The sequence below is a fragment of the Pseudomonas simiae genome (assembly GCF_900111895.1).
GTDB classification, from domain to species: domain Bacteria; phylum Pseudomonadota; class Gammaproteobacteria; order Pseudomonadales; family Pseudomonadaceae; genus Aquipseudomonas; species Aquipseudomonas simiae.
The window spans coordinates 216,446-238,303 of sequence record NZ_FOKB01000008.1 but is presented as its reverse complement, the minus strand read 5'-3'; the positions used below and the strand labels follow the sequence as shown (position 1 = coordinate 238,303).

Here is a 21,858-nt window from a genome sequence, read left to right as displayed (position 1 = left end):
GTTCCCATGCGCTTGACCCAGATTATTGCCGCCGCAGCCATTGCGTTGGTTTCCACCTTTGCGTTCGCCGATGACGCTGCCGAGCAGACCATCCGCAAGAGCCTGGCCAACCTGCAACTCGATACCCCGATCGAAAGCATCAGCGCCAGCCCGATGGCCGGCCTGTATGAAGTCAAGCTCAAGGGCAGCCGCGTGCTGTACGCCAGTGCCGACGGCCAGTACATCGTCCAGGGCTACCTGTTCCAGCTGAAGGACGGCAAGCCGGTCAACCTGACCGAGAAAGCCGAGCGCCTGGGCGTGTCCAAGCTGATCAACGGCATTCCGGTAGCGGAAACCGTGGTTTACCCGGCCATCGGCGAGACCAAGACCCATATCACCGTGTTCACCGACACCACCTGCCCGTACTGCCACAAGCTGCACGCCGAAGTGCCTGCGCTGAACAAGCTGGGCGTGGAAGTCCGCTACGTCGCGTTCCCGCGCCAGGGCCTGGGCTCGCCGGGTGACGAGCAGTTGCAAGCGGTGTGGTGCTCGGCCGACAAGAAAGCGGCCATGGACAAGATGGTCGACGGCAAGGAAATCAAGGCGGCCAAATGTGCCAACCCGGTTTCCAAGCAGTTCGCCCTGGGCCAGTCCATCGGCGTGAACGGTACGCCGGCTATCGTTTTGGCGGACGGCCAAGTGATTCCGGGCTACCAGCCAGCGCCACAAGTTGCCAAACTGGCGCTGAGTGCCAAATAAACCAGCATCGTCGAACCTTTGACGATCATGGCTCGCGGATAAGTCGGCGGGCCATTAATTGAAAGCCGCAGTCGTGCGGCTGTTTTCCACGGCCGACCTAGCGTCGGCCGTTTCATGGGGAGTTCTTCAGTGAAACCGGTCAAAGTAGGCATCTGTGGGTTAGGGACCGTCGGTGGCGGCACCTTCAACGTACTTCAGCGTAACGCTGAGGAAATTTCCCGCCGTGCAGGTCGCGGGATTGAAGTGGCGCAGATTGCCACGCGTTCGCCAAAGCCTCAGTTCGAAACGACCGGTATTGCGATTACCAACGATGTCTTCGCCGTTGCCACCAACCCTGAAATCGATATCGTCATCGAACTGGTCGGCGGTTACACCGTGGCCCGTGAGCTGGTGCTCAAGGCCATCGAGAACGGCAAGCACGTGGTCACCGCCAACAAGGCGCTGATTGCCGTGCACGGCAACGAGATCTTCGCCAAGGCGCGTGAGAAGGGCGTGATTGTTGCGTTCGAAGCCGCCGTGGCCGGTGGCATCCCGGTGATCAAGGCGATCCGTGAAGGCCTGTCCGCCAACCGCATCAACTGGGTGGCCGGCATCATCAACGGCACCGGCAACTTCATCCTCACCGAAATGCGCGAGAAGGGCCGTACCTTCGAAGACGTGCTGGCCGAAGCCCAGGCCCTGGGTTACGCCGAAGCCGACCCGACCTTCGACGTGGAAGGGATCGACGCGGCGCACAAGCTGACCATCCTGGCGTCCATCGCCTTTGGTATCCCGCTGCAGTTCGACAAGGCCTACACCGAAGGCATCACCAAGCTGACCACCGCCGACGTGAACTACGCCGAAGCCCTGGGCTACCGCATCAAGCACCTGGGCGTGGCGCGTAGTACCCCGGCGGGTATCGAGCTGCGTGTGCACCCGACCCTGATCCCGGCCGACCGCCTGATCGCCAACGTCAATGGCGTGATGAACGCCGTGATGGTCAACGGTGATGCGGCAGGTTCGACGTTGTTCTACGGCGCCGGCGCCGGCATGGAGCCCACCGCTTCGTCGGTGATCGCCGACCTGGTCGACGTGGTTCGCGCCATGACCAGCGACCCGGAAAACCGCGTGCCGCATCTGGCCTTCCAGCCGGATTCGTTGTCGGCCCACCCGATCCTGCCGATCGAAGCCTGCGAAAGCGCTTACTACCTGCGCATCCAGGCCCAGGATCACCCGGGCGTGTTGGCCCAAGTGGCGAGCATCCTGTCGGAGCGCGGTATCAACATCGAGTCGATCATGCAGAAGGAAGTCGAGGAGCAAAACGGCCAGGTGCCGATGATCCTGCTGACCCACCGCGTGCTCGAGCAACACATCAACGATGCCATCGCCGCCCTGGAAGCCCTGCAAGGCGTGGTCGGCCCGGTGGTGCGGATCCGCGTCGAACACCTGAACTAATGGTTTTGCTGCAAGGGCCCCGCAGGTTCGGCGGCCCTTGTTCAAGAATGCTCTAGAGGAGCCAGTCATGCGTTATATCAGCACCCGCGGCCAGGCACCGGCCCTGAATTTCGAAGACGTTCTGCTGGCAGGCCTTGCCACTGACGGCGGCCTGTACGTGCCGGAAAACCTGCCACGCTTCACCCAGGAAGAAATCGCTTCGTGGGCCGGCCTGCCGTACCACGAACTGGCGTTCCGGGTGATGCGCCCGTTCGTCACCGGTAGCATTCCGGATGCGGACTTTAAAAAGATTCTGGAAGAAACCTATGGCGTGTTTTCCCACAACGCCATCGCACCGCTGCGCCAACTGAATGGCAATGAGTGGGTCCTGGAGCTGTTCCACGGCCCGACCCTGGCGTTCAAGGATTTTGCCCTGCAACTGCTGGGGCGCCTGCTCGACTACGTGCTGGAGAAGCGGGGCGAGCGCGTGGTGATCATCGGCGCCACCTCCGGTGACACCGGCTCGGCGGCCATCGAAGGGTGCAAGCACTGCGAAAACGTCGACATCTTCATCCTGCACCCGCACAAGCGCGTGTCGGAAGTGCAGCGTCGCCAGATGACCACCATCTTTGGTGAAAACATCCACAACATCGCGATCGAAGGCAACTTCGATGACTGCCAGGAAATGGTCAAGAACAGCTTCGCTGACCAGAGCTTCCTGAAGGGGACGCGCCTGGTGGCGGTGAACTCGATCAACTGGGCGCGGATCATGGCCCAGATCGTTTACTACTTCCACGCGTCCCTGCAGTTGGGCGGTCCGGCGCGTTCGGTATCGTTCTCGGTGCCGACCGGCAACTTCGGCGACATCTTCGCCGGTTACCTGGCGCGCAACATGGGCCTGCCGATCAACCAGTTGATCGTTGCTACCAACCGCAACGACATCCTGCACCGCTTCATGAGTGGCAACCAGTACGTCAAGGAAACCCTGCACGCGACCCTGTCGCCGTCCATGGACATCATGGTCTCGTCGAACTTCGAACGCCTGCTGTTCGACATGCACGGTCGCAACGGCGCGGCCATTGCCGGCCTGATGGATAACTTCAAGCGCGGCGGCGGTTTCAGCGTTGACGAAGAGCGCTGGACCGAAACCCGCAAGCTGTTCGACTCCCTGGCCGTGGATGACGCCCAGACCTGCGAAACCATCGCAGAAGTCTACGCCCAGACCGGCGAGCTGCTTGACCCACACACCGCCATCGGCGTGAAGGCTGCCCGTGAGTGCCGTCGCAGCCTGGACATCCCGATGGTGATCCTCGGTACTGCACACCCGGTCAAATTCCCGGAAGCGGTGGAGAAGGCCGGCGTTGGCAAGGCGCTGGAGTTGCCGGTGCACCTGGCTGACCTGTTCGAGCGTGAAGAGCGTTGCACAGTGTTGCCGAACGACTTGAAGGCGGTGCAGGCGTTTGTGAGCCAGCACGGCAACCGTGGTAAGCCTTTGTAAGGCGAATCGCGCAAACAAAAACGCCGCTTGCCCTTCCTTTGGGCCGCGGCGTTTTTTGTTTATGGGCAGCCGTTTTTTCCCTGTCATGTTGCAAGTGCATGCTGGAATCCGTCACCCCCTGACGGCCCCATAAAGACGATAAAGCGAACTTTCCTACGTCACAAACAGTCACTTAGGATAGATGCAGCTCCCGTTGAAACGATTGTTCCCGAACTATTGAGTGGTGATCGAGATGGAAAGTATCAGCCTATTGCTCGAAGAAGCACTGAGCCCCTATCAGGTTACGCTGACCACCTCTGGTGTGCAGGACGAGTGCCTGGTATCCGTGAAGAATCCTGGCGGCGCCATCGTGGTCGAGCGTGAAGTCGACCGCGCCCAATTGATGGACAAACGCATGCTGGTGGATGTCGTGGATTGCCTGCTGCGCGACATCAAAATTGCTGAAGGGCGTCTGGAACCCTCGGTCATTGCAGCCTTGCGCAACGCAGCCCAGACCCGCAGCGCCACTGCCGCATGAAGAATTGTTTAGCTGTGGAAACTTCCTACACTGTGGTCGGTCAGATTTCGTAACAGCAAGAGCAAGCATTGTGCTCCGGTGTTTGTGGCTTGTTGTACTGGTCTTTACTGATCACGTTTAACCCCGAAGTGTCTCCCCACGCTCCGGGGTTTCTTTTTGCCCGGGATTTGTCAAGGCGCGTCCTGGTAGAACAGCGGATGGTCGTGCAAATACTGCGCACGCAGTGCCGGATCCAGCCAGGCGGCGTAGGCGTGCAGTAGCTGAGCCTGCGGTAGTTCACCCACTACCTGGTTGATGCGCTGGATCGCCTGGTGACCCTGGGGCGTGTCCGAGCAACCGATATGGATACGCTGATAGGGCGTGGCACCGGCAATCGGATAGAACGCCAAGGCCTGCGGGTCGATACCCTGGTGCAGGGCGTGATAGCGGATTTCGGTCCAATAGCCCAGCACTGCCTCCAACCGCCCCAGGCGTTGCATTTGCAGCAGGCTGCCCAACGCATCGTTGCCGTAGTGCATCACGCGTTTGTGGGCGTCGGTGTGTTCCAGCACGCCATCGATGAACGCACCGTAGCTGCGCTCGGCGACAACGCCCAGCCGGGTGTGGTCATCCTGCAGGATCGCCGTCAGGTCGACCCGTTCCTGAGCGACCAGCGGCGCCAGCACCTCACGGCGATCCTGGCGCACCACCACGCCGTTGCTGACGATGGAAAACGCCGGGCGCGAATACACCACCCACTTGGCCCGCTCTGCGGTCCACAGCATGGTGGGGTCGCAGGTGAAGGCGGGCGTCTGGAGCATCTGCAAGCCGCGTGCGCGGTTGACGTGCAGCACCTTGTGCCGGTACTCGGGCAGGCGTTCCATCAGCATCGGCAGCAATTCGTCGATGGCGCCCTGGCCTTTTTGCGGGCCGTCGAAGATGGTCAGCGGCGGCAGGTCGCGGATCAGCCAGGTCAAGGTTTCGGCCGCCTGGGATGCCAGCGGCAAACACACCAGCCAAGGGCCGCACAGGCCCAGGAGCCAGCGACGCAGCATTAGCGTGGACACGCCATCAGATCGCGCCTTGTTCACGCAGGCGCGTGATCGCTGCTTCGTCGTAGCCCAACTCATTGAGCAGCACCTTGTTGTGCTCACCCAGTTGCGGCCCGACCCACTCGCAGCTGCCCGGTGTGTCCGACAGCTTGGGCACGATGCCCGGCATCTTGAAATCCTTTCCACCGGGCAGCTTGGCCTTGAGGAGCATCTCCCGCGCAAGAAATTGCGGGTCTCCCAGCATGTCCTCGGCGCTGTAGATGCGGCTGGCGGGGACCTCGGCCTGGTTCAGCTGCTCGACCACCTGATCCAGCGACAGCGAGTTGACCCATCGATCAATCACCCCGTACAGCTCATCGCGGCGACCATCACGCCCGTCATTGCTGGCAAGCTCTGGATCATTGGCCAAATCCTCACGACCGATGGCAAGCATGAAGCGCTTGAAGATCGCATCGCCATTGGCGCCGATCTGCACATGCTTGCCGTCGGCGCTGGTGTGGATCGATGACGGTGTGATGCCGGGCATGATGTTGCCGGTGCGTTCGCGAATAAAGCCGAACACGTCAAACTCCGGGATCATGCTTTCCATCATGGCGAATATGGCTTCATACAGCGCCACATCCACCACCTGGCCCTGGCCTCCGTTGACTTCGCGATGACGCAGCGCCATCAGTGCGCCGATCACCGCCCACAACGCGGCAATCGAGTCGCCGATGGAAATCCCGGTACGCACTGGCGGGCGGTCTTCAAAACCGGTGATATAGCGCAGCCCGCCCATGGACTCACCCACCGCACCGAACCCCGGCTGATCTTTCATCGGTCCGGTTTGGCCAAAGCCAGAGAGACGTACCATCACCAGCTTGGGGTTAAGGGCATGCAGGGTCTCCCAGCTCAGGCCGAGCTTTTCCAGTACGCCAGGGCGGAAGTTTTCGATGAGGATGTCGGCGTCCGCCAGTAACTGCTTGAGGATCGCCAGGCCGTCCGGGTGCTTGAGGTTGAGGGTCAGCGACTTTTTGTTGCGCGCCTGCACGAACCACCACAGCGAGGTGCCTTCATACAGCTTGCGCCATTTGCGCAGCGGGTCGCCGCCGTCAGGCGATTCGACCTTGATCACCTCGGCGCCGAATTCCGCACAGATGCGTGAGGCAAACGGGCCGGCGATCAGGGTACCGAGTTCGATGACTTTGAGGCCGGCAAGCGGTTTGGCGTTGAACGACATGAGGATCCTTGTCTGCGCAGGGTGTTGGTGTGATGCCTTTTAACATAGGCGAGTAGACCAGGGCAGCGCAGGATTCGTTGAATCGCCTCGCCATCGGTTAGACTGACCGCCTTTCCCTGTCTCTAGAAGCCCGTTCATGGCCCAGCCGTCCACGACCTACAAATTCGAACTCAACCTCACCGACCTTGATCGCTCGGTGTACGAGAGTGTCAAACAGACCATCGCCCGCCACCCGTCGGAAACCGAAGAGCGCATGACCGTGCGTCTGCTGGCCTACGCCCTCTGGTACAACGAGCAATTGTCGTTTGGCCGTGGCCTGTCAGATGTAGACGAGCCAGCCCTGTGGGAAAAAAGCCTGGATGACCGGGTTCTGCACTGGATCGAAGTCGGCCAGCCTGATGCCGACCGCCTCACCTGGTGCTCGCGTCGCACCGAACGTACCAGCCTGCTGGCCTACGGTAGCTTGCGCGTGTGGGAAGGCAAGGTGGTGCCGGTGGCGAATAACCTGAAAAACGTACACATCGCCGCCGTGCCCCAGGAGGTCTTGGAGACCCTGGCCAAGGACATGCCCCGCGTCATCAAGTGGGACGTAATGATCAGCGAAGGCACCCTGTTCGTTACTGACGATCGTGGCCAGCATGAAGTGCAGTTGCAGTGGTTGGTCGGCGAACGCGGTTGATTGGATCGCCGCCGGTCACCTGTTTTATTTCCGTTTCAGAAGAGAAGTCTCCGTCACCCCATGCGTATCGATCCTCGCCCGTTGCCCGCCGTCCTGCCGTTTCTCGGTGAATTGCCGCCACTGCTGACCCGTCTCTACGCCGCACGCGGAGTGCAGTCCGAAGCCGAGCTGGACAAAAGCCTGGCGCGGTTGATCCCCTACCAGCAGCTCAAGGGCATCGACGCGGCGGTGGACCTGCTGGTGACGGCGTTGGAGCAGCGCCAGCGCATCCTTATCGTCGGCGACTTTGACGCCGATGGCGCCACCGCCAGCACCGTGGGCACCTTGGGCTTGCGTTTGCTCGGTGCGGCCCATGTCGACTACCTGGTGCCCAACCGTTTCGAGTACGGCTACGGCCTCACCCCGGAAATCGTCGCCGTGGCGCTGCAGCGTGCGCCGCAGTTGCTGATCACGGTGGACAACGGCATCTCCAGCGTCGAAGGCGTGGCGGCGGCGAAGGCGGCGGGGTTGCAGGTGCTGGTGACGGACCACCATTTGCCCGGCGATGAGTTGCCAGCGGCGGATGCCATCGTCAACCCGAACCAGCCTGGCTGTGAATTCCCGAGCAAAGCCTTGGCCGGCGTGGGCGTGATTTTCTATGTGCTGATGGCGCTGCGTGCGCGCCTGCGCAGCTTGGGCTGGTACGACAACACGCCACAACCCAACATCGGTGAATTGCTCGACCTGGTTGCCCTGGGCAGCGTCGCCGACGTAGTGCCCCTGGACGCCAACAACCGCATCCTGGTGCATCAAGGCCTGGAGCGTATCCGCGCCGGTCGCGCGCGGCCGGGGATCAAGGCGATTTTGGAAGTGGCCAAGCGTGATGCTGCGCGTATCACCTCCACCGACCTGGGTTTTATCCTTGGCCCGCGCTTGAACGCCGCCGGGCGCCTGGATGACATGAGCCTGGGCATCGAATGCCTGCTCACCACCGACTTCGCCGCGGCGCGGGAAATGGCCGCGCAACTGGACGGCATGAACCAGGACCGCAAGTCGATCGAGCAGGGTATGCAGCGCGAGGCCCTGGCCCAGCTCAAGGACTTGCCGGTGGAGTCCATGCCTTACGGCTTGTGCCTGTTCGATCCGGAATGGCATCAAGGCGTGATCGGGATTCTCGCGTCGCGTATGAAAGAACGTTACTTCCGCCCGACCATCGCCTTCGCCGACGCCGGTGATGGCTTGCTCAAGGGCTCAGGGCGCTCTGTGCAGGGGTTTCATATCCGCGATGCCCTGGCGGTGGTCGCGAGTCAGCATCCCAACCTGATCACCAAATACGGCGGCCACGCCATGGCGGCGGGGCTGACGTTGCCTGAGGAAAACTTCCCACTCTTTGCCGAAGCTTTTGATGCTGAAGTGCGTCGCCAACTGCGTGAAGAAGACCTGACCGGACGCTTGTTGTCCGACGGCACCCTGGCGGTGGAAGAGTTTCATCTGGAGCTGGCCCGCGCGTTGCGGCATGCCGGACCGTGGGGGCAGCACTTCCCCGAGCCATTGTTTCACGGCGTGTTTCAACTGGTCGAACAGCGCGTGGTGGGGGAGCGGCACCTGAAGGTGGTGCTCAAGAGCGAATGCGGGTCCGTAAAGCTCGATGGCATTGCGTTTGGGGTGGACCGAGAGGTCTGGCCGAATCCGACCGTGCGGTGGGTGGAGTTGGCGTACAAGCTGGATGTGAACGAGTTTCGTGGGAATGAAACCGTGCAACTGATGATTGCCCACATCGAACCGCGCTAGCGTTCAGCGGCACCACCAGACAACTGTGGGAGCGGGCTTGCCCGCGAATACGGCGTGTCAGTCAATGTTCCTGTGACTGATCCACCGCTTTCGCGGGCAAGCCCGCTCCCACATTTTTATCTGCGTACGGTCTTAAACTACTTGGCTTGGTGCTTCACGATGATATCCACCAAGCGCTTGGCCAGCGCCGGATAGTTCTCATCAAAGTGATGCCCACCGGGTAACTTCAACGCTTCACCCACCGCAGTCTTGTCCGTGCAGCCGCTCTCGTCGACTTCTTCCGCCCCGTAGATGCACACCACTTTCTCGGGGGGCAGCTTGGCCATTTCCGGGCCCGTGGCGGCTTCTTTGCCGGCGTTACCCAGCCAACCTTCTACTTCAATTTCGAAGCTGCCCGTGCGCGCGAAGGCCAGCAAGATAATCGCATCGACACGCTGCTGCTCGTTTTCCGGCAGACGGTTGTAGATGGCTGGCAACACATCGGCACCGAACGAATAACCGGTCAGCACGAAGCGCTTGGTGCCCCATTTCTGACGGTAGTGCTGCATCAGTTCGGTGAGGTCCTTGGCGCTTTGTTCCGGCGTCTTGTGCTGCCAGTAGTAGCGCAGGGTATCGATACCCACCACTGGGTAGCCGATCTTGGCCATTTCGCCGGCCACGTCGCGGTCCAGGTCGCGCCAACCGCCATCGCCGGAGAGGAACAGGGTGACGGTATCTTTCGCTTGGCCGGCCGGGACTTCCACCACCGGAATCGCCAGGCCGCCGTTGTCCGAACCTACCAATTGCTTGCGCAGCTCGTTGTTCAGCACTTGCGGGTAGTGAATGTCGTAGTCGCTGATGCTGGTGGTGGCGCGCGGCGTGTCGCGTACGAAACTGGCGCTTTCATCGTCAGGGTTGTCGTTCCAGGCCACCAGCCAATTGCCGTGTGCGGCTGTCTTTGGCAGTGGGTCTTTGCAGCCTTCCTGGACCAGGGCGAAACCAACGGAGATGGCGTTGGCCTTATCGTCGTTCTGGGTGGCCAGCCAGCGCCAAGCGAGAGCGGCGCCAGGGCCGATGCCGCTGACCAGGGTGGCAGGGCCCTTGAGTTGGCTCAGGGCGCCTTGCAGCGCTTGTTCCTGCAGCTTGCAGTCGTCCTTGGGCAGGATCACCTGGACAATCTGCGCCTTGCCGCCTTGGCTCAAGGCAATCAGTTGGCTGTCGGTCAGCATTTCATCAGGCATCACGGCCACCGCGACGCGTGCTTTCGGCGTGCCGTACGGGGTGACGCGGGTCATCACCGAACCGTCGGCCTGGGGCAGTTGCTCCAGGGTCGGCTGCGGGGCAGGACGGTTCCAGTACCAATAGCCGCCACCCAGGACCAGGGCGAGCAGCACTACGAAGGCCAATACATACCGCCAGGAGCGTCGAATCATCAGCGTTTCACCAATCCAGTCAAGCCGCCCGCGATCAGGGCGGCGGTATCGGCCAGTGCCACCAGCGGATCAAGTCCTGCGGGCACGGCCATGTAACGGGGTTCCCAGTCAGGCTGGAACTTGTCTTTGAAGCGGCGCAAACCTTGGAAGTTATACAGTTGCTCGCCACGACGGAACACCATCGAACCCAGGCGCTGGGTCAGTGGGGCGCCGCGTCGTGGTTGCAGGCCCGACAACGGCACCATGCCGAGGCTGAAGCGGGCGTAGCCGTGACTCTTATAGTGTTGAATCAGGCCGACCATCATGAATTCCATGGTCAGCTTGGGCGCGTCCGGGTGAGCGCGCATCAGATCGAGACTGGCCAGGTCGTGGTTGTAGGTCTCGAGCAGGTTGGCGAAGGCCACCGGGCGCCCTTCGAAGCGAATGATCGCGATACGAAAGTGCTTGAGGTAGTCGTCGCTGAAGCGGCCCAGGGAAAAGCCCTTTTCTCGTACATTCTTGCCGGTCAGCCAAGCGTCGGAGATCACCTTCAGCTCGTCCATTGGCGCGGTGCCCGGTTCGCAGATCTCCAGGGACAGGCCGTCCCGCGAGCCACGGTTCCAGGTGTAACGCAGGTCCTTCATCTCTTTGCCCTTGGCTTCCAGGTCAAAGCGTTTCAGGTCGACGCGGGCTTCTTCGCCCAGCTTGATCGCGGTGAGGCCGATGTCCATATAGTAGGGCAGGTTTTCCGCTCGTACCTGATAGAACACCGGGCGCGCGTGGTGGATGTCGCACAGGTCGCGGAACTGCCAGATCATCTCCGCCCGTTGCTGGGTCGGGCCGATCGGGTCGTACAAGGCTACCAGGCTACGGCCGCGACGGGCGTACATGAGGAAAGCTTCATCATTGGGATGGAACAGCAGCGCTTTGTCGCCGGTGAGCGCCAGGCCGCCGTCGGGCTGGGACGAGGCCATCAGGATCTTGCTGGCGCGCTCCAGTTCGTCCGGTGTCGGCAAGTGGATCACCGGCCGCGCGGTACGCAGCAGCCAGGTCAGCGACACGATCACCAGCACCACGGCGGCGCCCAGCAGCGAACGCAGGCCGCGTGGGGCGTTGGCGTCCAGGGTGAACTGCCACCACAGCTGATGGCTGTAAGGCACGTCTTGATAAGCGAACAGCAGCAACCAGATCGATGCCCCCAGCACACAGACACTGGCCACCAGGTACAGCGGCGAGAAGGGCAGTTCGGTGAGGCGGCTGGCACGATAGAAAGAGCGCCGGAAGATGGCCAGCAGGATCGCGGTCATGGTCATCAGGCTGGCTTCTTCCCAGTCGAAACCCTTGAGCAGCGAGAGCAGGGCGCCCACCAGCAGCAACACCATGGTCAGCATCCAGGCAGCCGACAAGCGTCGGCGCAGACCCTGGGCCAGCAACAGGCACAGCACACCGATCAGGCTGGCGCCAAAGTGCGAAGCATCAATCAGGCGGTGGGGAATCAGGAAGCCGATGTTTTCCAGGCGTGAGTCGATTTCGGGCGTGGCGCCAGAGAACAGCAGGACCACGCCGGACAAAAAAACCAGGACGGCCAGTACTGGCGCTGCCAGCCCCGAGGCGACCCGCAGGCTTTGCTGGGTCTGGAACAGGCGCTGCGCTTCGTTGACCAACAGGAACACGCAGGCGATCAGCAGCGGCAGTACCACGTAGATCATGCGATACAGCAGCAGGGCGGCGGCCAATGGCGCGGCGCCCAATTTGTCGGCGAAGGCGGCCAGCAGGATCGCTTCGAATACCCCCACACCGCCGGGCACATGGCTGAGCACGCCGGCGGCCAGGGCCAGCAGGTACACCAGCAGGAAGGGACCGAACGGCGGCGCTTCCGGCAACAGCATATATAGAACGGTCGCTGCGGCGGCCACGTCCAGCGCGGTAATGATCAGTTGCAGGAACGTCAGGCGGCGACCCGGCAGGCGCAAGGTGCGCCGGCCGGCTTTGACCAGCAGGTTATCCGGGTAGGGTTGTTCCGGTAGGCGACGGCGATAAATGCCGATGCACAACGCGGCCGATAACAACAGCACCGCGCCAGCAATACCGCCCAGCACAGCCTGCGGCAAATGCAGGTAAGTCGATGCGGCGGGCAGGTTGCTCAGTGTCGCCAATGCAGCCAGTGGCGGCAGTGCGGTGCCGAGAGCCAGACTGGCGAACACCGTCATGCGGGCGACTTCCGAAGCCCCGATGCCATGGCGTGCATATAAACGGTAACGCACCGAACCGCCGGAGAGCATCGACAGGCCAATCGCATTGCCGATGGCAAACGCCGTAAAGCCGCCCAGGGCGAGGGTCTTGGCGGGCAAGTTCACGCCCGCGTAGCGCGCCCCGGAAAATTCGTAGCCCAATAGAATGACGAAACCGGCGACGGCCGCCGCAAACGCGCCGAGCAAGGCCGGTTTGGGCACTTCCAGGATCGAGTCGTGGAGGGCGTAGAGGTCCAGCTCCAACAGAAGGTGTCGACAGGCGATCAGAGCGATGGCGAACAACAATAGGGTGACCGCCAGCCCGATGGGTTGCCGGTATTTGCTCACCAGATCCAGCCAGCGCAGACGGGTGGGTGTGATCGGTTGTTCTGCTGTGACAGTGTCTTTTGGTTCAGACGAGTTGGCGCGCATCAATCACCTCGTGGATTGTGCGCGACAGGATGGAGGTATCCAGCCAAGTTACCAATCCCTATGGACAAAATAATTACAAATATTAACGCGTATCACCGGGGGCGGCGACAGCGGCCATTGGTCGTAGAGGGTAGCGCTGAACATTCAGCATAGCGTGCGATGAGATGGACTCTACAAACCGCGTGCGGTTTCATGAAAGATGCCATGCCATTGTTTCAGAAGAACTTTTTCACCGGATACAAAAAAGGCCACTCTTTCGAGTAGCCTTTTTTGATGTTTGGTTGCGGGAGCCGGATTTGAACCGACGACCTTCGGGTTATGAGCCCGACGAGCTACCAGACTGCTCCATCCCGCGTCTGTGGGCGGCATTCTACAGCCCAGCGGCGGGGTGTCAACCGTTAATGAGTCGATGGGTCAAATAAGTGTGAAATGAGCGGTGAAGGTCGACTGCGAAGGGTAAGTGCGCGATGGGTAAAGGTTTTTTGTCTTACAATTTTTGTACAGGTACAAAACAGGCGCGCACAAAAAAGGCCACTCTTTCGAGTAGCCTTTTTTGATGTTTGGTTGCGGGAGCCGGATTTGAACCGACGACCTTCGGGTTATGAGCCCGACGAGCTACCAGACTGCTCCATCCCGCGTCTGTGTGTCGGCATTCTACAGAGGAACGCCGATGTGTCAACCTGTGAATTGAAGAAAAGCGCTTGTGGTTCAATCGGTTAGCTCTCCACAGTGGCCCCTCGATACCTCTCGGGCCCAGGCTGGCCGAGGGTTTCAGCTCTATCAGCGGGCCAAACTCGATTGAGAAAATAAATTCATCTGGGAGTTTTCCTACCGCTCAAGCGGAAGATTCAAACTACTGGTGCTATATACAGGTGCGAATGCGATACTGGCTACCCGTAGGTACACACCCCGTTTATATGACACAGCGCAAAATCATCCACGTCGACTGTGATTGCTTCTACGCCGCCATCGAGATGCGCGATGACCCGAGCCTGGCGCAAAAGCCACTGGCGGTGGGCGGTTCGGCGGACCGGCGCGGGGTGATCGCGACCTGCAACTACGAGGCACGTGCCTATGGCGTGCGCTCGGCCATGTCGTCACGCCATGCCTTGAAGCTGTGCCCGGACCTGACCATCGTCAAGCCGCGCATGGAGGCTTATAAGGAAGCGTCGAAGGAAATCCAGACGATCTTTCGCGACTACACCGACCTGATCGAACCGTTGTCGCTGGATGAAGCCTATCTGGACGTGTCCGACAGTTCGCATTTCGGCGGCAGTGCCACGCGCATTGCCCAGGATATTCGCCGCCGTGTTTCCAACCAATTGCACATCACCGTGTCCGCCGGCGTGGCGCCGAACAAATTCCTGGCCAAGATTGCCAGCGATTGGAAGAAGCCCAACGGACTCTTCGTGATCACTCCGGACCAGGTCGAAGACTTCGTCTCGCAATTGCGTGTGAGTAAGTTGCACGGTGTGGGCAAGGTCACGGCTGACAAACTGGCGCGCCTGGGGATCGAAGACTGCCTGCAGTTGCGCGAGTGGAACAAGCTGGCGCTGGTGCGCGAGTTCGGCAGTTTTGGCGAGCGGTTGTGGAGTCTGGCCCGTGGGATCGATGATCGTGTGGTGCAGAACGACAGTCGCCGGCAATCGATAAGTGTGGAGAATACCTACGACGTGGACCTGCCAGATCTTTCAAGCTGTCTGGCCAAGCTACCTGAGCTGATGGAAACCCTGGCTGGACGTATGGCGCGTATCGACAGCAGTTATCGTGCGGGCAAGCCGTTCGTGAAGGTGAAGTTTCATGACTTTACCCAGACGACACTGGAACAGGCGGGGGCGGGGCGGGACTTGGAGAGTTATCAACAGTTGCTGACGCAGGCGTTCAACCGGGGTGGGAAGCCGGTGCGGTTGCTGGGTATTGGCGTGCGGTTGCTGGATTTAAGCAACGGCAACGAGCAACTCGAATTCTCCTGGTAAAAACCGAAAACCAAATGTGGGAGCGGGCTTGCTCGCGAATACGGCGTGTCAGTCAATGTTGTCGTGACTGACCCACCGCATTCGCGGGCAAGCCCGCTCCCACATGTAGATCTACAACGTTCTTGAAGCCCTAGCGAGCGCCTGGATCGGCAACGAGACGCCCCGCATCCTTGGTCAGCGCCTGCAGGAATTCCTGCTGCAACTCGGGATCATTGCGGGTCAGTTCGATCAGGCTTTGTTCCAGTTCGCTGGCTTCTTCTTCCAGGCCCAGTTCAGACAAGCGTTTGACCCGATGTACCCACTGGCTGACTTCGTCGTCTTCCAAGTCGTCGTAGATCAGGCCGTGGGCTTCCAGCAGCTTGTTGCGCAAGGTGCTGCTGACAGCCAGCGTGGAATCCGAATGCACGTCGTCCTGGCCGTCTTCCACGCTGATCTTCAGCGTGGTGATGCGGTTCAGGTCTTGCTCGGCAAACGGGCTGTCCAACAGGTTCAGGCGCAAGACGCCGTTACGGTCGGTGGTCAGCTCATGGACTTGCTTGCCGGCAGTGACTTGCACCGGTCGTTCGCTCCAGGGCAGGCTCGAATACTCCACACGCTTGTCGCGCTGGACTTCATCGATACCCGCCAGGTTCTGTTGCGCACGGCCGTGGGACTGCACGTTCATGAACGGATTGAGGCCGTCCACGCCATAGGTCAGCCAGTCGCGCGTCACGCTGGTCGGCAGGTTGCCAAGGGCGAATACGTTCACCACATTGGCGCCCGCGCCGGCCACCAGGGCTACGGCACCCAAAGGCATCTCATAGAGTTTGCGCCAGGGTTGGTAGGGGGTGTAGCGGTCGTAACGACGGGTGACTTCGAACTCGGTGACCTCGAAGGTCTTCTGTTCGTGAATCCGTACCCGGCGTTGCGGCAGCTCCAGCACTTTGGGCTCGCCTACATCGATCTGCAGGCTGTGATCGAGCAACTTACGCTCGACCCGCTCCTCGTGCTCACTGCGTTGCGACATTTGGTTGGCGCAGCCGCTGACCAGCAGGGCGCCGCACAAGGCGGCGCCCCCCAGGGCTCTGGTGTTTCGCTTGAACATGACTTCTCTTGATCTGGTTTTCAGCGACGAATACGCGCCTGAAGGAAAGACAGCACGTCAGCCACCGGCAACGGTTGGGCTTCGGCTTCGGTCCGGCTCTTGTATTCCAGATTGCCATCGGCCAGGCCGCGGTCACTGACCACGATCCGGTGCGGGATGCCAATCAGTTCCATGTCGGCGAACTTGATGCCCGGGCTGGTTTTCTTGTCCCGGTCATCCAGCAGCACTTCAAAACCAGCAGCCGTCAGTTCGGCGTACAGCTTGTCGGTGGCTTCGCGTACTTGCTCGGTTTCATAGCGCAGCGGTACCAGGGCGACCTGGAACGGCGCCAGGGCGTCACTCCAGATGATGCCTTTGTCGTCGTTGTTCTGCTCGATGGCAGCCGCAACCACGCGCGATACGCCAATGCCGTAGCAACCCATTTCCAGGGTGATCGGCTTGCCGTTCTCGCCCAGCACTTCGCACTTCATCGCCTTGCTGTACTTGTTGCCCAGCTGGAAGATGTGCCCGACTTCGATGCCGCGCTTGATTTCCAGGGTGCCCTTGCCATCCGGGCTTGGGTCACCGGCGACCACGTTACGCAGGTCGGCCACGGTCGGAACGGGCAGGTCACGCTCCCAGTTCACGCCGAAGTAGTGCTTGTCGTCGATGTTGGCACCGATACCGAAGTCGCTCATCAGCTCGACCGAACGGTCGATGATGATCGGCAGCGGCAGGTTCAGTGGGCCGAGCGAACCGGCACCGGCGCCAATGGCGTCGCGCAGTTCGGCGTCGGTGGCCATGACCAGCGGGCTGGCCACGCCAGGTTGCTGGGCAGCCTTGATTTCGTTGAGTTCGTGGTCGCCACGGATCACCAGGGCGATCAGCTTGCCTTCTTCCTCGGCGCGCACGATCAGGGTCTTGATGGTCTTTTCAATCGGCAGATTGAATTTTTCCACCAGGGCCGCGATGGTCTTGGTCTCTGGCGTGTCCACCAGGCGCAGTTCTTCAGTCGGCGCAGGGCGGGAGGTTTCCCGCGGCACCGCTTCGGCTTTCTCGATGTTCGCCGCGTAGTCGGAACCGTTGCTGAAGACGATATCGTCTTCGCCGGACTCGGCCAGCACATGGAACTCATGGGAGCCGGCACCGCCGATGGAACCGTTGTCCGCTTCAACCGGGCGGAACTTCAGGCCCAGGCGCGTGAACACGTTGCAGTAGGCAGTGTGCATGCGGTCATAGGTGGCCTGCAGCGACGCCTGGTCGGCGTGGAACGAATACGCATCCTTCATGATGAATTCGCGGCCGCGCATCAAACCGAAGCGTGGGCGGATTTCGTCACGGAATTTGGTCTGGATCTGATACAGGTTCAGCGGCAGCTGCTTGTAGCTGCTCAGCTCGTTGCGCATCAGGTCGGTGATCACTTCTTCGTGGGTCGGGCCGGCGCAGAAATCGCGGCCATGACGGTCCTTGAAGCGCAGCAACTCAGGGCCGTACTCTTCCCAGCGCCCGGATTCCTGCCACAGTTCAGCCGGTTGGGTGCTCGGCATCAACACTTCCAGAGAGCCGGCAGCGTTCATTTCTTCACGAACGATGGCTTCGACTTTGCGCATCACCTTCAAGCCCATGGGCAGCCAGGTGTACAGGCCGGAGGCCAGTTTGCGGATCATGCCGGCACGCAGCATCAGCTGGTGGCTGATCACGACCGCGTCGGAAGGCGTTTCTTTCTGTGTGGCGAGCAAATATTGACTGGTACGCATGGTAGGCCGTTGTCGGTTGCTTGGACTTGAAATGACTCTGGATTGTACGGGCGCCGGCTGCTGGAGTACAGGCATCAGAATGCAGAGGGGTCTGTGGGAGCGGGCTTGCTCGCGAATGCGCAGGATCAGTCCACCTATCCTGCGACTGACACACTGCATTCGCGGGCAAGCCCGCTCCCACAGGTCAGTCTTCTGTCTTGGGGGCCAACTTCGCCCGCCGATTTTCCTGAAACCAATGCAGCGCAATCAGCACCAGCGTCGGCACACCCAGCATGCAGGTGATCAGGAAGAAATTGTGATAGCCGAACTTCTCCACCATCACCCCCGAATAGCCACCGATCAGGCGCGGCAGCAACAGCATGATTGAGCTGAGCAGGGCATATTGGGTCGCGGAGAACTTCAGGTTGGTCAGGCTCGACAGGTAGGCCACGAATGCCGAGGTCGCCAGCCCTGAGCTGAAGTTGTCCAGGGAAATGGTGAAAATCAGCATCTGCAGGTCCGGGCCCATGTCGGCGAGCATCACGAACAGCAGGTTGGTACCGGCCGAGGCCACACCGCCGATGAACAGGATCGGCAGGATGCCGAAGCGCACGATCAGTAAGCCGCCCATGCCGGCGCCGAGCAAGGTCATGATCAGGCCGAAGATCTTGCTGACCCCGGCGATCTGGTCCTTGGTGAAGCCCTGGTCGATGTAAAACACGTTGGCCATCACGCCCATCACCGTGTCCGACATGCGATACGTGGCGATCAGCCCAAGCAGCAGTAGCGCCTGCCAGCGGTAGCGCAGGATGAAGTCGTTGACCGGCGTCAGCACCGGCGCCAGGCCACGGCGCCCCATGGCCGAGAGGCACAAGGAGGTGAGGGTGATATAGAGGATGGCGCGCAGGAACGCGCGGTCTTCCATCAACAAGTCCCACAGGCTCACGCCCTGGAACAGCACACTTTCGAAATCGGTGTTGAACAGCTGGGTGAACATGGCCGGTACCGACACCAGCAACACGATCAGCACAAAGACGGACACCAGTTGGTGCGCGAAGCTGTAGCGCCCGGCTTGCAGTTGAGTGCGCAGTGGCACATTGGGTTCGCGCATGAACAGGGTGGTCAGCAGCGCCGGGACCATTAACACGCCGAACAGCACATAGGTGCCGGTCCAGGCCGAGTGTTTATAGTTGAAACCGGTGGAACCGAAACCCTCGGCAAAAAACAGTGCGCCCGCCGTGGCCAGCAGGGCGGCGATGCGATAACCGGACATGTAGCTGGCGGCCAACGCAGCCTGGCGGCTGTCGTCGGCGATTTCCAGGCGATAGGCGTCGACCGCGATGTCCTGGGTAGCGGACGCAAAGGCGACGATGACAGCGATAGCGATCAGCCAAGACAAATGTTTCTGCGGGTCGCAAAAACCCATGCCGATCAAGCCGAGAATCACCAGCGACTGGGCCAGCACCAGCCAGGAACGGCGGCGCCCGAGCTTGCCGAGCAACGGCAGGCGCCATTGGTCGAGCAGCGGTGACCATACCCACTTAAAGGCATACGCCAAACCGATCAGACTCGCATAGCCGATGGTCTCGCGCGCCACACCGGCTTCACGCAACCACACTGAAAGCGTCGAGAACACCAACATGTAAGGCAGGCCGGCGGCAAAGCCGAGCAACAACAGGACCAACGTCGAGGGGCTGGCATAGGCAGCGAGCGCGGCGCGCCAGGTTTTACGGGGCATGGGCTGGAGTCTGCCTCAGATTTGCGGAAACAAAGCGCGCACTCTAACCGCTGTGCTCTACCGGGCGCCAGCCATGGCGCTGAATATCCACGCGATTGTTGCGGACCGTAACGCCTTCATCGCGTAAACGCGCGCGTTGCTCGTCACCCGAGACACTGCCCACCGGCAGACTTATCCGACCACCGGCACCCAACACGCGGTGCCAGGGCAGCTTGGTGTCTTCGGGAAGCTGGCTCAGGGTGCGGCCGACCCAGCGTGCCGCACGACCGAGACCGGCCAGGTGGGCCAGCTCGCCGTAACTCACCACGCAGCCTGCGGGCACTTGGGCCAGGGTCAGGTACAGCGCGGTACGGCGCATTTCGACGGGGCTTTGGGGGGATTCGGCAGATTGATTCACTGTGAGGCTGTCCGTTGAAATCGTCGGCATTTTTGTAAGAAACGTCTGTAACCATGACGATGAGCATTGAACTGAACCCAGATACTTGAGTCAGTCCTTGCTAAGAACTTATCTAACACGATAATGCCCTTTTTTCGCCAAGCCCGAGCCTCGAATCTGCTTATGTTGTCCAGAACTCTGCTGTGCCTCGCTGTTTTCAGCGCCTCCACGCCCTTGCTGGCCGATACTGTCTGGTTGAAGAACGGTGACCGCCTGACCGGCAAGATCAAGGTTTTCGACGGTGGCAAGCTGCTGATCCAAACCGACTACGCAGGCGCCATCCCTGTGGACTGGAAACAGGTCAAGACCCTGGAAAGCGACCAGGAGTTGCTGGTCAAACAGGACGCCTACACCGGCGAGAAAGCCAAGTCCCTGAAAGCGGCGGATGACGGCAAGGTGGTGCTGGCCAACGGCGAAGCGCCCAAGACCGTCGAACTGGCCAGCATCCAGCAAATCATCAAGCCCAAGCCGGTGGTCGAGGATCTGGTGTGGAAGGGTAATGTGGACATGGCGCTGGACTACAAGCGCGCCGACAAAGACACCAACGACTACGACATCGACTTCAAGACCACCGCCCGCCACGGCCAATGGCGCCATACCGGAGAGGGCGAGTACAACCGCGAATTCCAGGACGATGTCACCACCACTGACAATTGGGCTTTGGAATACGACCTCGACCGCTTCCTGACCGAGCATTGGTTCTGGCAGGGTCGCCTGACCTACAAGCGCGACAAGGTTGAAGACCTGTCCCGCCAGCGCACCGTCGGCACGGGCCCGGGCTATCAGTTCTGGGACGATGAGCTGGGTGCCTTCTCCCTGGGCTCGCTGGTCAACCGCACCGACTATGAATACGCCGACGGCGGCAAGGACAACTTCTATTCCCTGGCCATGAAGTGGAACTACAACCGCTACCTGGTGGGCAAGACCGTCGAATTCTTCACCAACGGCGAAGTGGGCAAGCCCATCGGCGGTCCGGCGGAATACTCGCTGGATGCAGAAATGGGCCTGCGCTACAAAGTCACCGAGTGGGCGTCGCTCAACCTCAAGGCCGAGCGCGACATCATCAGTGGCGATTCCGACAGCAGCCTGAGCAAAACCCGCTACACCGCAGGCTTCGGCGTGGCCTGGTAACACGGGCGAAAAAAACCTGCTTGGCAACCTTTGCCGATAATGATTACCTTGCGTTGAGATCCATTCCCATATGCCATGGGCGGCTGATTATCCGAGGAGTCATACGTTGAGCGCACAGGTTGCCAAGAACGCCCGAGAGCTGTTGCTCAAGGAATACCGTGGGGCTCTCTCCACACTGTCCAAGGCCATGCCCGGCTTTCCTTTCGGCTCGGTCGTGCCCTATTGCCTGGATGAGCTGGGCCGCCCGCTGATCCTGATCAGCCGCATTGCCCAGCACACCCACAACCTGCAGAAAGATCCCAAGTGCTCGCTGCTGGTGGGTGAGCGCGAAGCGGATGACGTGCAAGCCGTCGGGCGCCTGACCTACCTGGCTGAAGCCGAAAAACTAGAGGAGGGCGCTGCCATTGAGGCGGCGGCCGAGCGTTATTACCGCTACTTCCCCGAGTCAGCCAACTATCACAAGGCCCACGACTTCGATTTCTGGGTGCTCAAGCCCGTACGTCACCGTTACATCGGCGGTTTTGGCGCGATTCACTGGGTCGACCAGTTGACCCTGGCCAACCCGTTTGCGGGCAAAGCCGAACGCAGCATGATCGAACACATGAACAGCGATCACACCAAGGCCATTGCCCATTACGTCGACCTGGTCGGTTTGCCGACCTCCGAGCCTGCACAGTTGGCCGGTATCGACAGCGAAGGCATGCACTTGCGTATAGGCCAATCCTTATATTGGTTGCCGTTTGCGGAGTCTTGCAATACGCCGACACAAGTACGCGAAGCCCTGGTTTCATTGGCCCACGCCGAGGTCTGGCCGAAAAAAGCCACAGCCGACGCTTGAATTCACGAAATGGCGACGTCA

The 21,858-nt window shown here is 60.7% G+C and carries 17 protein-coding genes and 2 tRNA genes; 9 read left to right on the top strand and 10 right to left on the bottom strand.

The window, feature by feature from the left end; translation table 11 throughout:
- Positions 1-6 precede the first annotated feature (6 nt).
- The 4 genes from BMZ57_RS23190 to BMZ57_RS23175 all read left to right on the top strand — a co-directional run bounded on the left by BMZ57_RS23190 (position 7) and on the right by BMZ57_RS23175 (position 4,166).
- A complete protein-coding gene (locus BMZ57_RS23190; protein WP_010207987.1) occupies positions 7-738 on the top strand; it encodes a thioredoxin fold domain-containing protein in 732 nt (243 codons plus the stop codon).
- A 129-nt stretch (positions 739-867) separates the two neighbouring features.
- Positions 868-2,172, top strand: a complete 1,305-nt coding sequence (locus tag BMZ57_RS23185) for a homoserine dehydrogenase (protein ID WP_010207988.1) — start codon at positions 868-870, stop codon at positions 2,170-2,172.
- A gap of 67 nt (positions 2,173-2,239) precedes the next feature.
- A complete protein-coding gene (gene thrC / locus BMZ57_RS23180) occupies positions 2,240-3,649 on the top strand; it encodes a threonine synthase (RefSeq protein ID WP_042571215.1) in 1,410 nt (469 codons plus the stop codon).
- Between the two features lie 232 nt (positions 3,650-3,881).
- Entirely contained in the window at positions 3,882-4,166 is a 285-nt protein-coding gene (locus tag BMZ57_RS23175; protein ID WP_010207990.1) for a DUF3509 domain-containing protein, read from the top strand.
- Positions 4,167-4,336: 170 nt separating this feature from the next.
- Here BMZ57_RS23175 and BMZ57_RS23170 read toward each other — a convergent pair whose 3' ends face one another.
- Together BMZ57_RS23170 and BMZ57_RS23165 are read right to left on the bottom strand one after the other, a co-directional pair.
- Complete coding sequence (locus BMZ57_RS23170; RefSeq protein ID WP_069672761.1) at positions 4,337-5,200, bottom strand: TIGR02285 family protein; 864 nt, start codon at positions 5,198-5,200, stop codon at positions 4,337-4,339.
- Positions 5,201-5,216: 16 nt separating this feature from the next.
- Positions 5,217-6,416 (bottom strand): CaiB/BaiF CoA transferase family protein, encoded by a 1,200-nt coding sequence (locus BMZ57_RS23165; RefSeq protein WP_069672760.1) that lies wholly within the window; start codon positions 6,414-6,416, stop codon positions 5,217-5,219.
- Positions 6,417-6,552: 136 nt separating this feature from the next.
- Here BMZ57_RS23165 and BMZ57_RS23160 point away from each other — a divergent pair, with 136 nt between their 5' ends.
- Together BMZ57_RS23160 and recJ are read left to right on the top strand one after the other, a co-directional pair.
- Positions 6,553-7,095 (top strand): YaeQ family protein, encoded by a 543-nt coding sequence (locus tag BMZ57_RS23160; protein WP_010207993.1) that lies wholly within the window; start codon positions 6,553-6,555, stop codon positions 7,093-7,095.
- Between the two features lie 60 nt (positions 7,096-7,155).
- Positions 7,156-8,865 (top strand): single-stranded-DNA-specific exonuclease RecJ, encoded by a 1,710-nt coding sequence (gene recJ, locus BMZ57_RS23155; RefSeq protein ID WP_010207994.1) that lies wholly within the window; start codon positions 7,156-7,158, stop codon positions 8,863-8,865.
- A 137-nt stretch (positions 8,866-9,002) separates the two neighbouring features.
- On the opposite strand, the gene BMZ57_RS23150 is transcribed toward recJ, so the two are convergent.
- From BMZ57_RS23150 to BMZ57_RS23135, 4 genes are all read right to left on the bottom strand, one after another.
- On the bottom strand, positions 9,003-10,277 hold the full coding sequence (locus BMZ57_RS23150; RefSeq protein WP_010207995.1) for a virulence factor family protein: 1,275 nt from the start codon (positions 10,275-10,277) through the stop codon (positions 9,003-9,005).
- Positions 10,277-12,919, bottom strand: coding sequence for a bifunctional lysylphosphatidylglycerol flippase/synthetase MprF (gene mprF, locus BMZ57_RS23145; RefSeq protein ID WP_021492257.1), 2,643 nt, complete (start codon positions 12,917-12,919; stop codon positions 10,277-10,279). Before mprF ends, BMZ57_RS23150 begins: the two co-directional genes overlap by 1 nt.
- Positions 12,920-13,197: 278 nt before the next feature.
- Positions 13,198-13,274, bottom strand: a tRNA-Met gene (locus BMZ57_RS23140).
- 206 nt (positions 13,275-13,480) lie between these two features.
- Positions 13,481-13,557: transfer RNA gene (locus tag BMZ57_RS23135), tRNA-Met, on the bottom strand.
- 279 nt (positions 13,558-13,836) lie between these two features.
- Between BMZ57_RS23135 and dinB the strand changes: the two genes are divergently transcribed.
- Positions 13,837-14,895 carry a DNA polymerase IV gene (dinB, locus tag BMZ57_RS23130; protein WP_010207998.1) on the top strand — a complete coding sequence of 353 codons (1,059 nt, stop codon included), beginning with the start codon at positions 13,837-13,839 and terminating at the stop codon, positions 14,893-14,895.
- Positions 14,896-15,025: 130 nt separating this feature from the next.
- On the opposite strand, the gene BMZ57_RS23125 is transcribed toward dinB, so the two are convergent.
- The 4 genes from BMZ57_RS23125 to BMZ57_RS23110 all read right to left on the bottom strand — a co-directional run bounded on the left by BMZ57_RS23125 (position 15,026) and on the right by BMZ57_RS23110 (position 19,790).
- On the bottom strand, positions 15,026-15,979 hold the full coding sequence (locus BMZ57_RS23125; protein WP_010207999.1) for a hypothetical protein: 954 nt from the start codon (positions 15,977-15,979) through the stop codon (positions 15,026-15,028).
- Between the two features lie 20 nt (positions 15,980-15,999).
- Positions 16,000-17,715, bottom strand: coding sequence for a proline--tRNA ligase (locus BMZ57_RS23120; protein ID WP_010208000.1), 1,716 nt, complete (start codon positions 17,713-17,715; stop codon positions 16,000-16,002).
- Between the two features lie 184 nt (positions 17,716-17,899).
- The gene (locus BMZ57_RS23115; RefSeq protein ID WP_010208001.1) at positions 17,900-19,432 is read right to left on the bottom strand and encodes an AmpG family muropeptide MFS transporter; all 1,533 of its coding nucleotides are present in this window, start codon (positions 19,430-19,432) and stop codon (positions 17,900-17,902) included.
- A 43-nt stretch (positions 19,433-19,475) separates the two neighbouring features.
- Positions 19,476-19,790: an MGMT family protein gene (locus tag BMZ57_RS23110; RefSeq protein ID WP_042571218.1), complete on the bottom strand. Its 315-nt coding sequence runs from the start codon at positions 19,788-19,790 to the stop codon at positions 19,476-19,478.
- Between the two features lie 201 nt (positions 19,791-19,991).
- On the opposite strand from BMZ57_RS23110, the gene BMZ57_RS23105 reads away from it, so the two are divergent.
- Complete coding sequence (locus BMZ57_RS23105) at positions 19,992-20,999, top strand: DUF481 domain-containing protein (protein ID WP_010208003.1); 1,008 nt, start codon at positions 19,992-19,994, stop codon at positions 20,997-20,999.
- A gap of 106 nt (positions 21,000-21,105) precedes the next feature.
- Entirely contained in the window at positions 21,106-21,837 is a 732-nt protein-coding gene (locus tag BMZ57_RS23100) for a HugZ family pyridoxamine 5'-phosphate oxidase (protein WP_021491206.1), read from the top strand.
- Positions 21,838-21,858 lie beyond the last annotated feature (21 nt).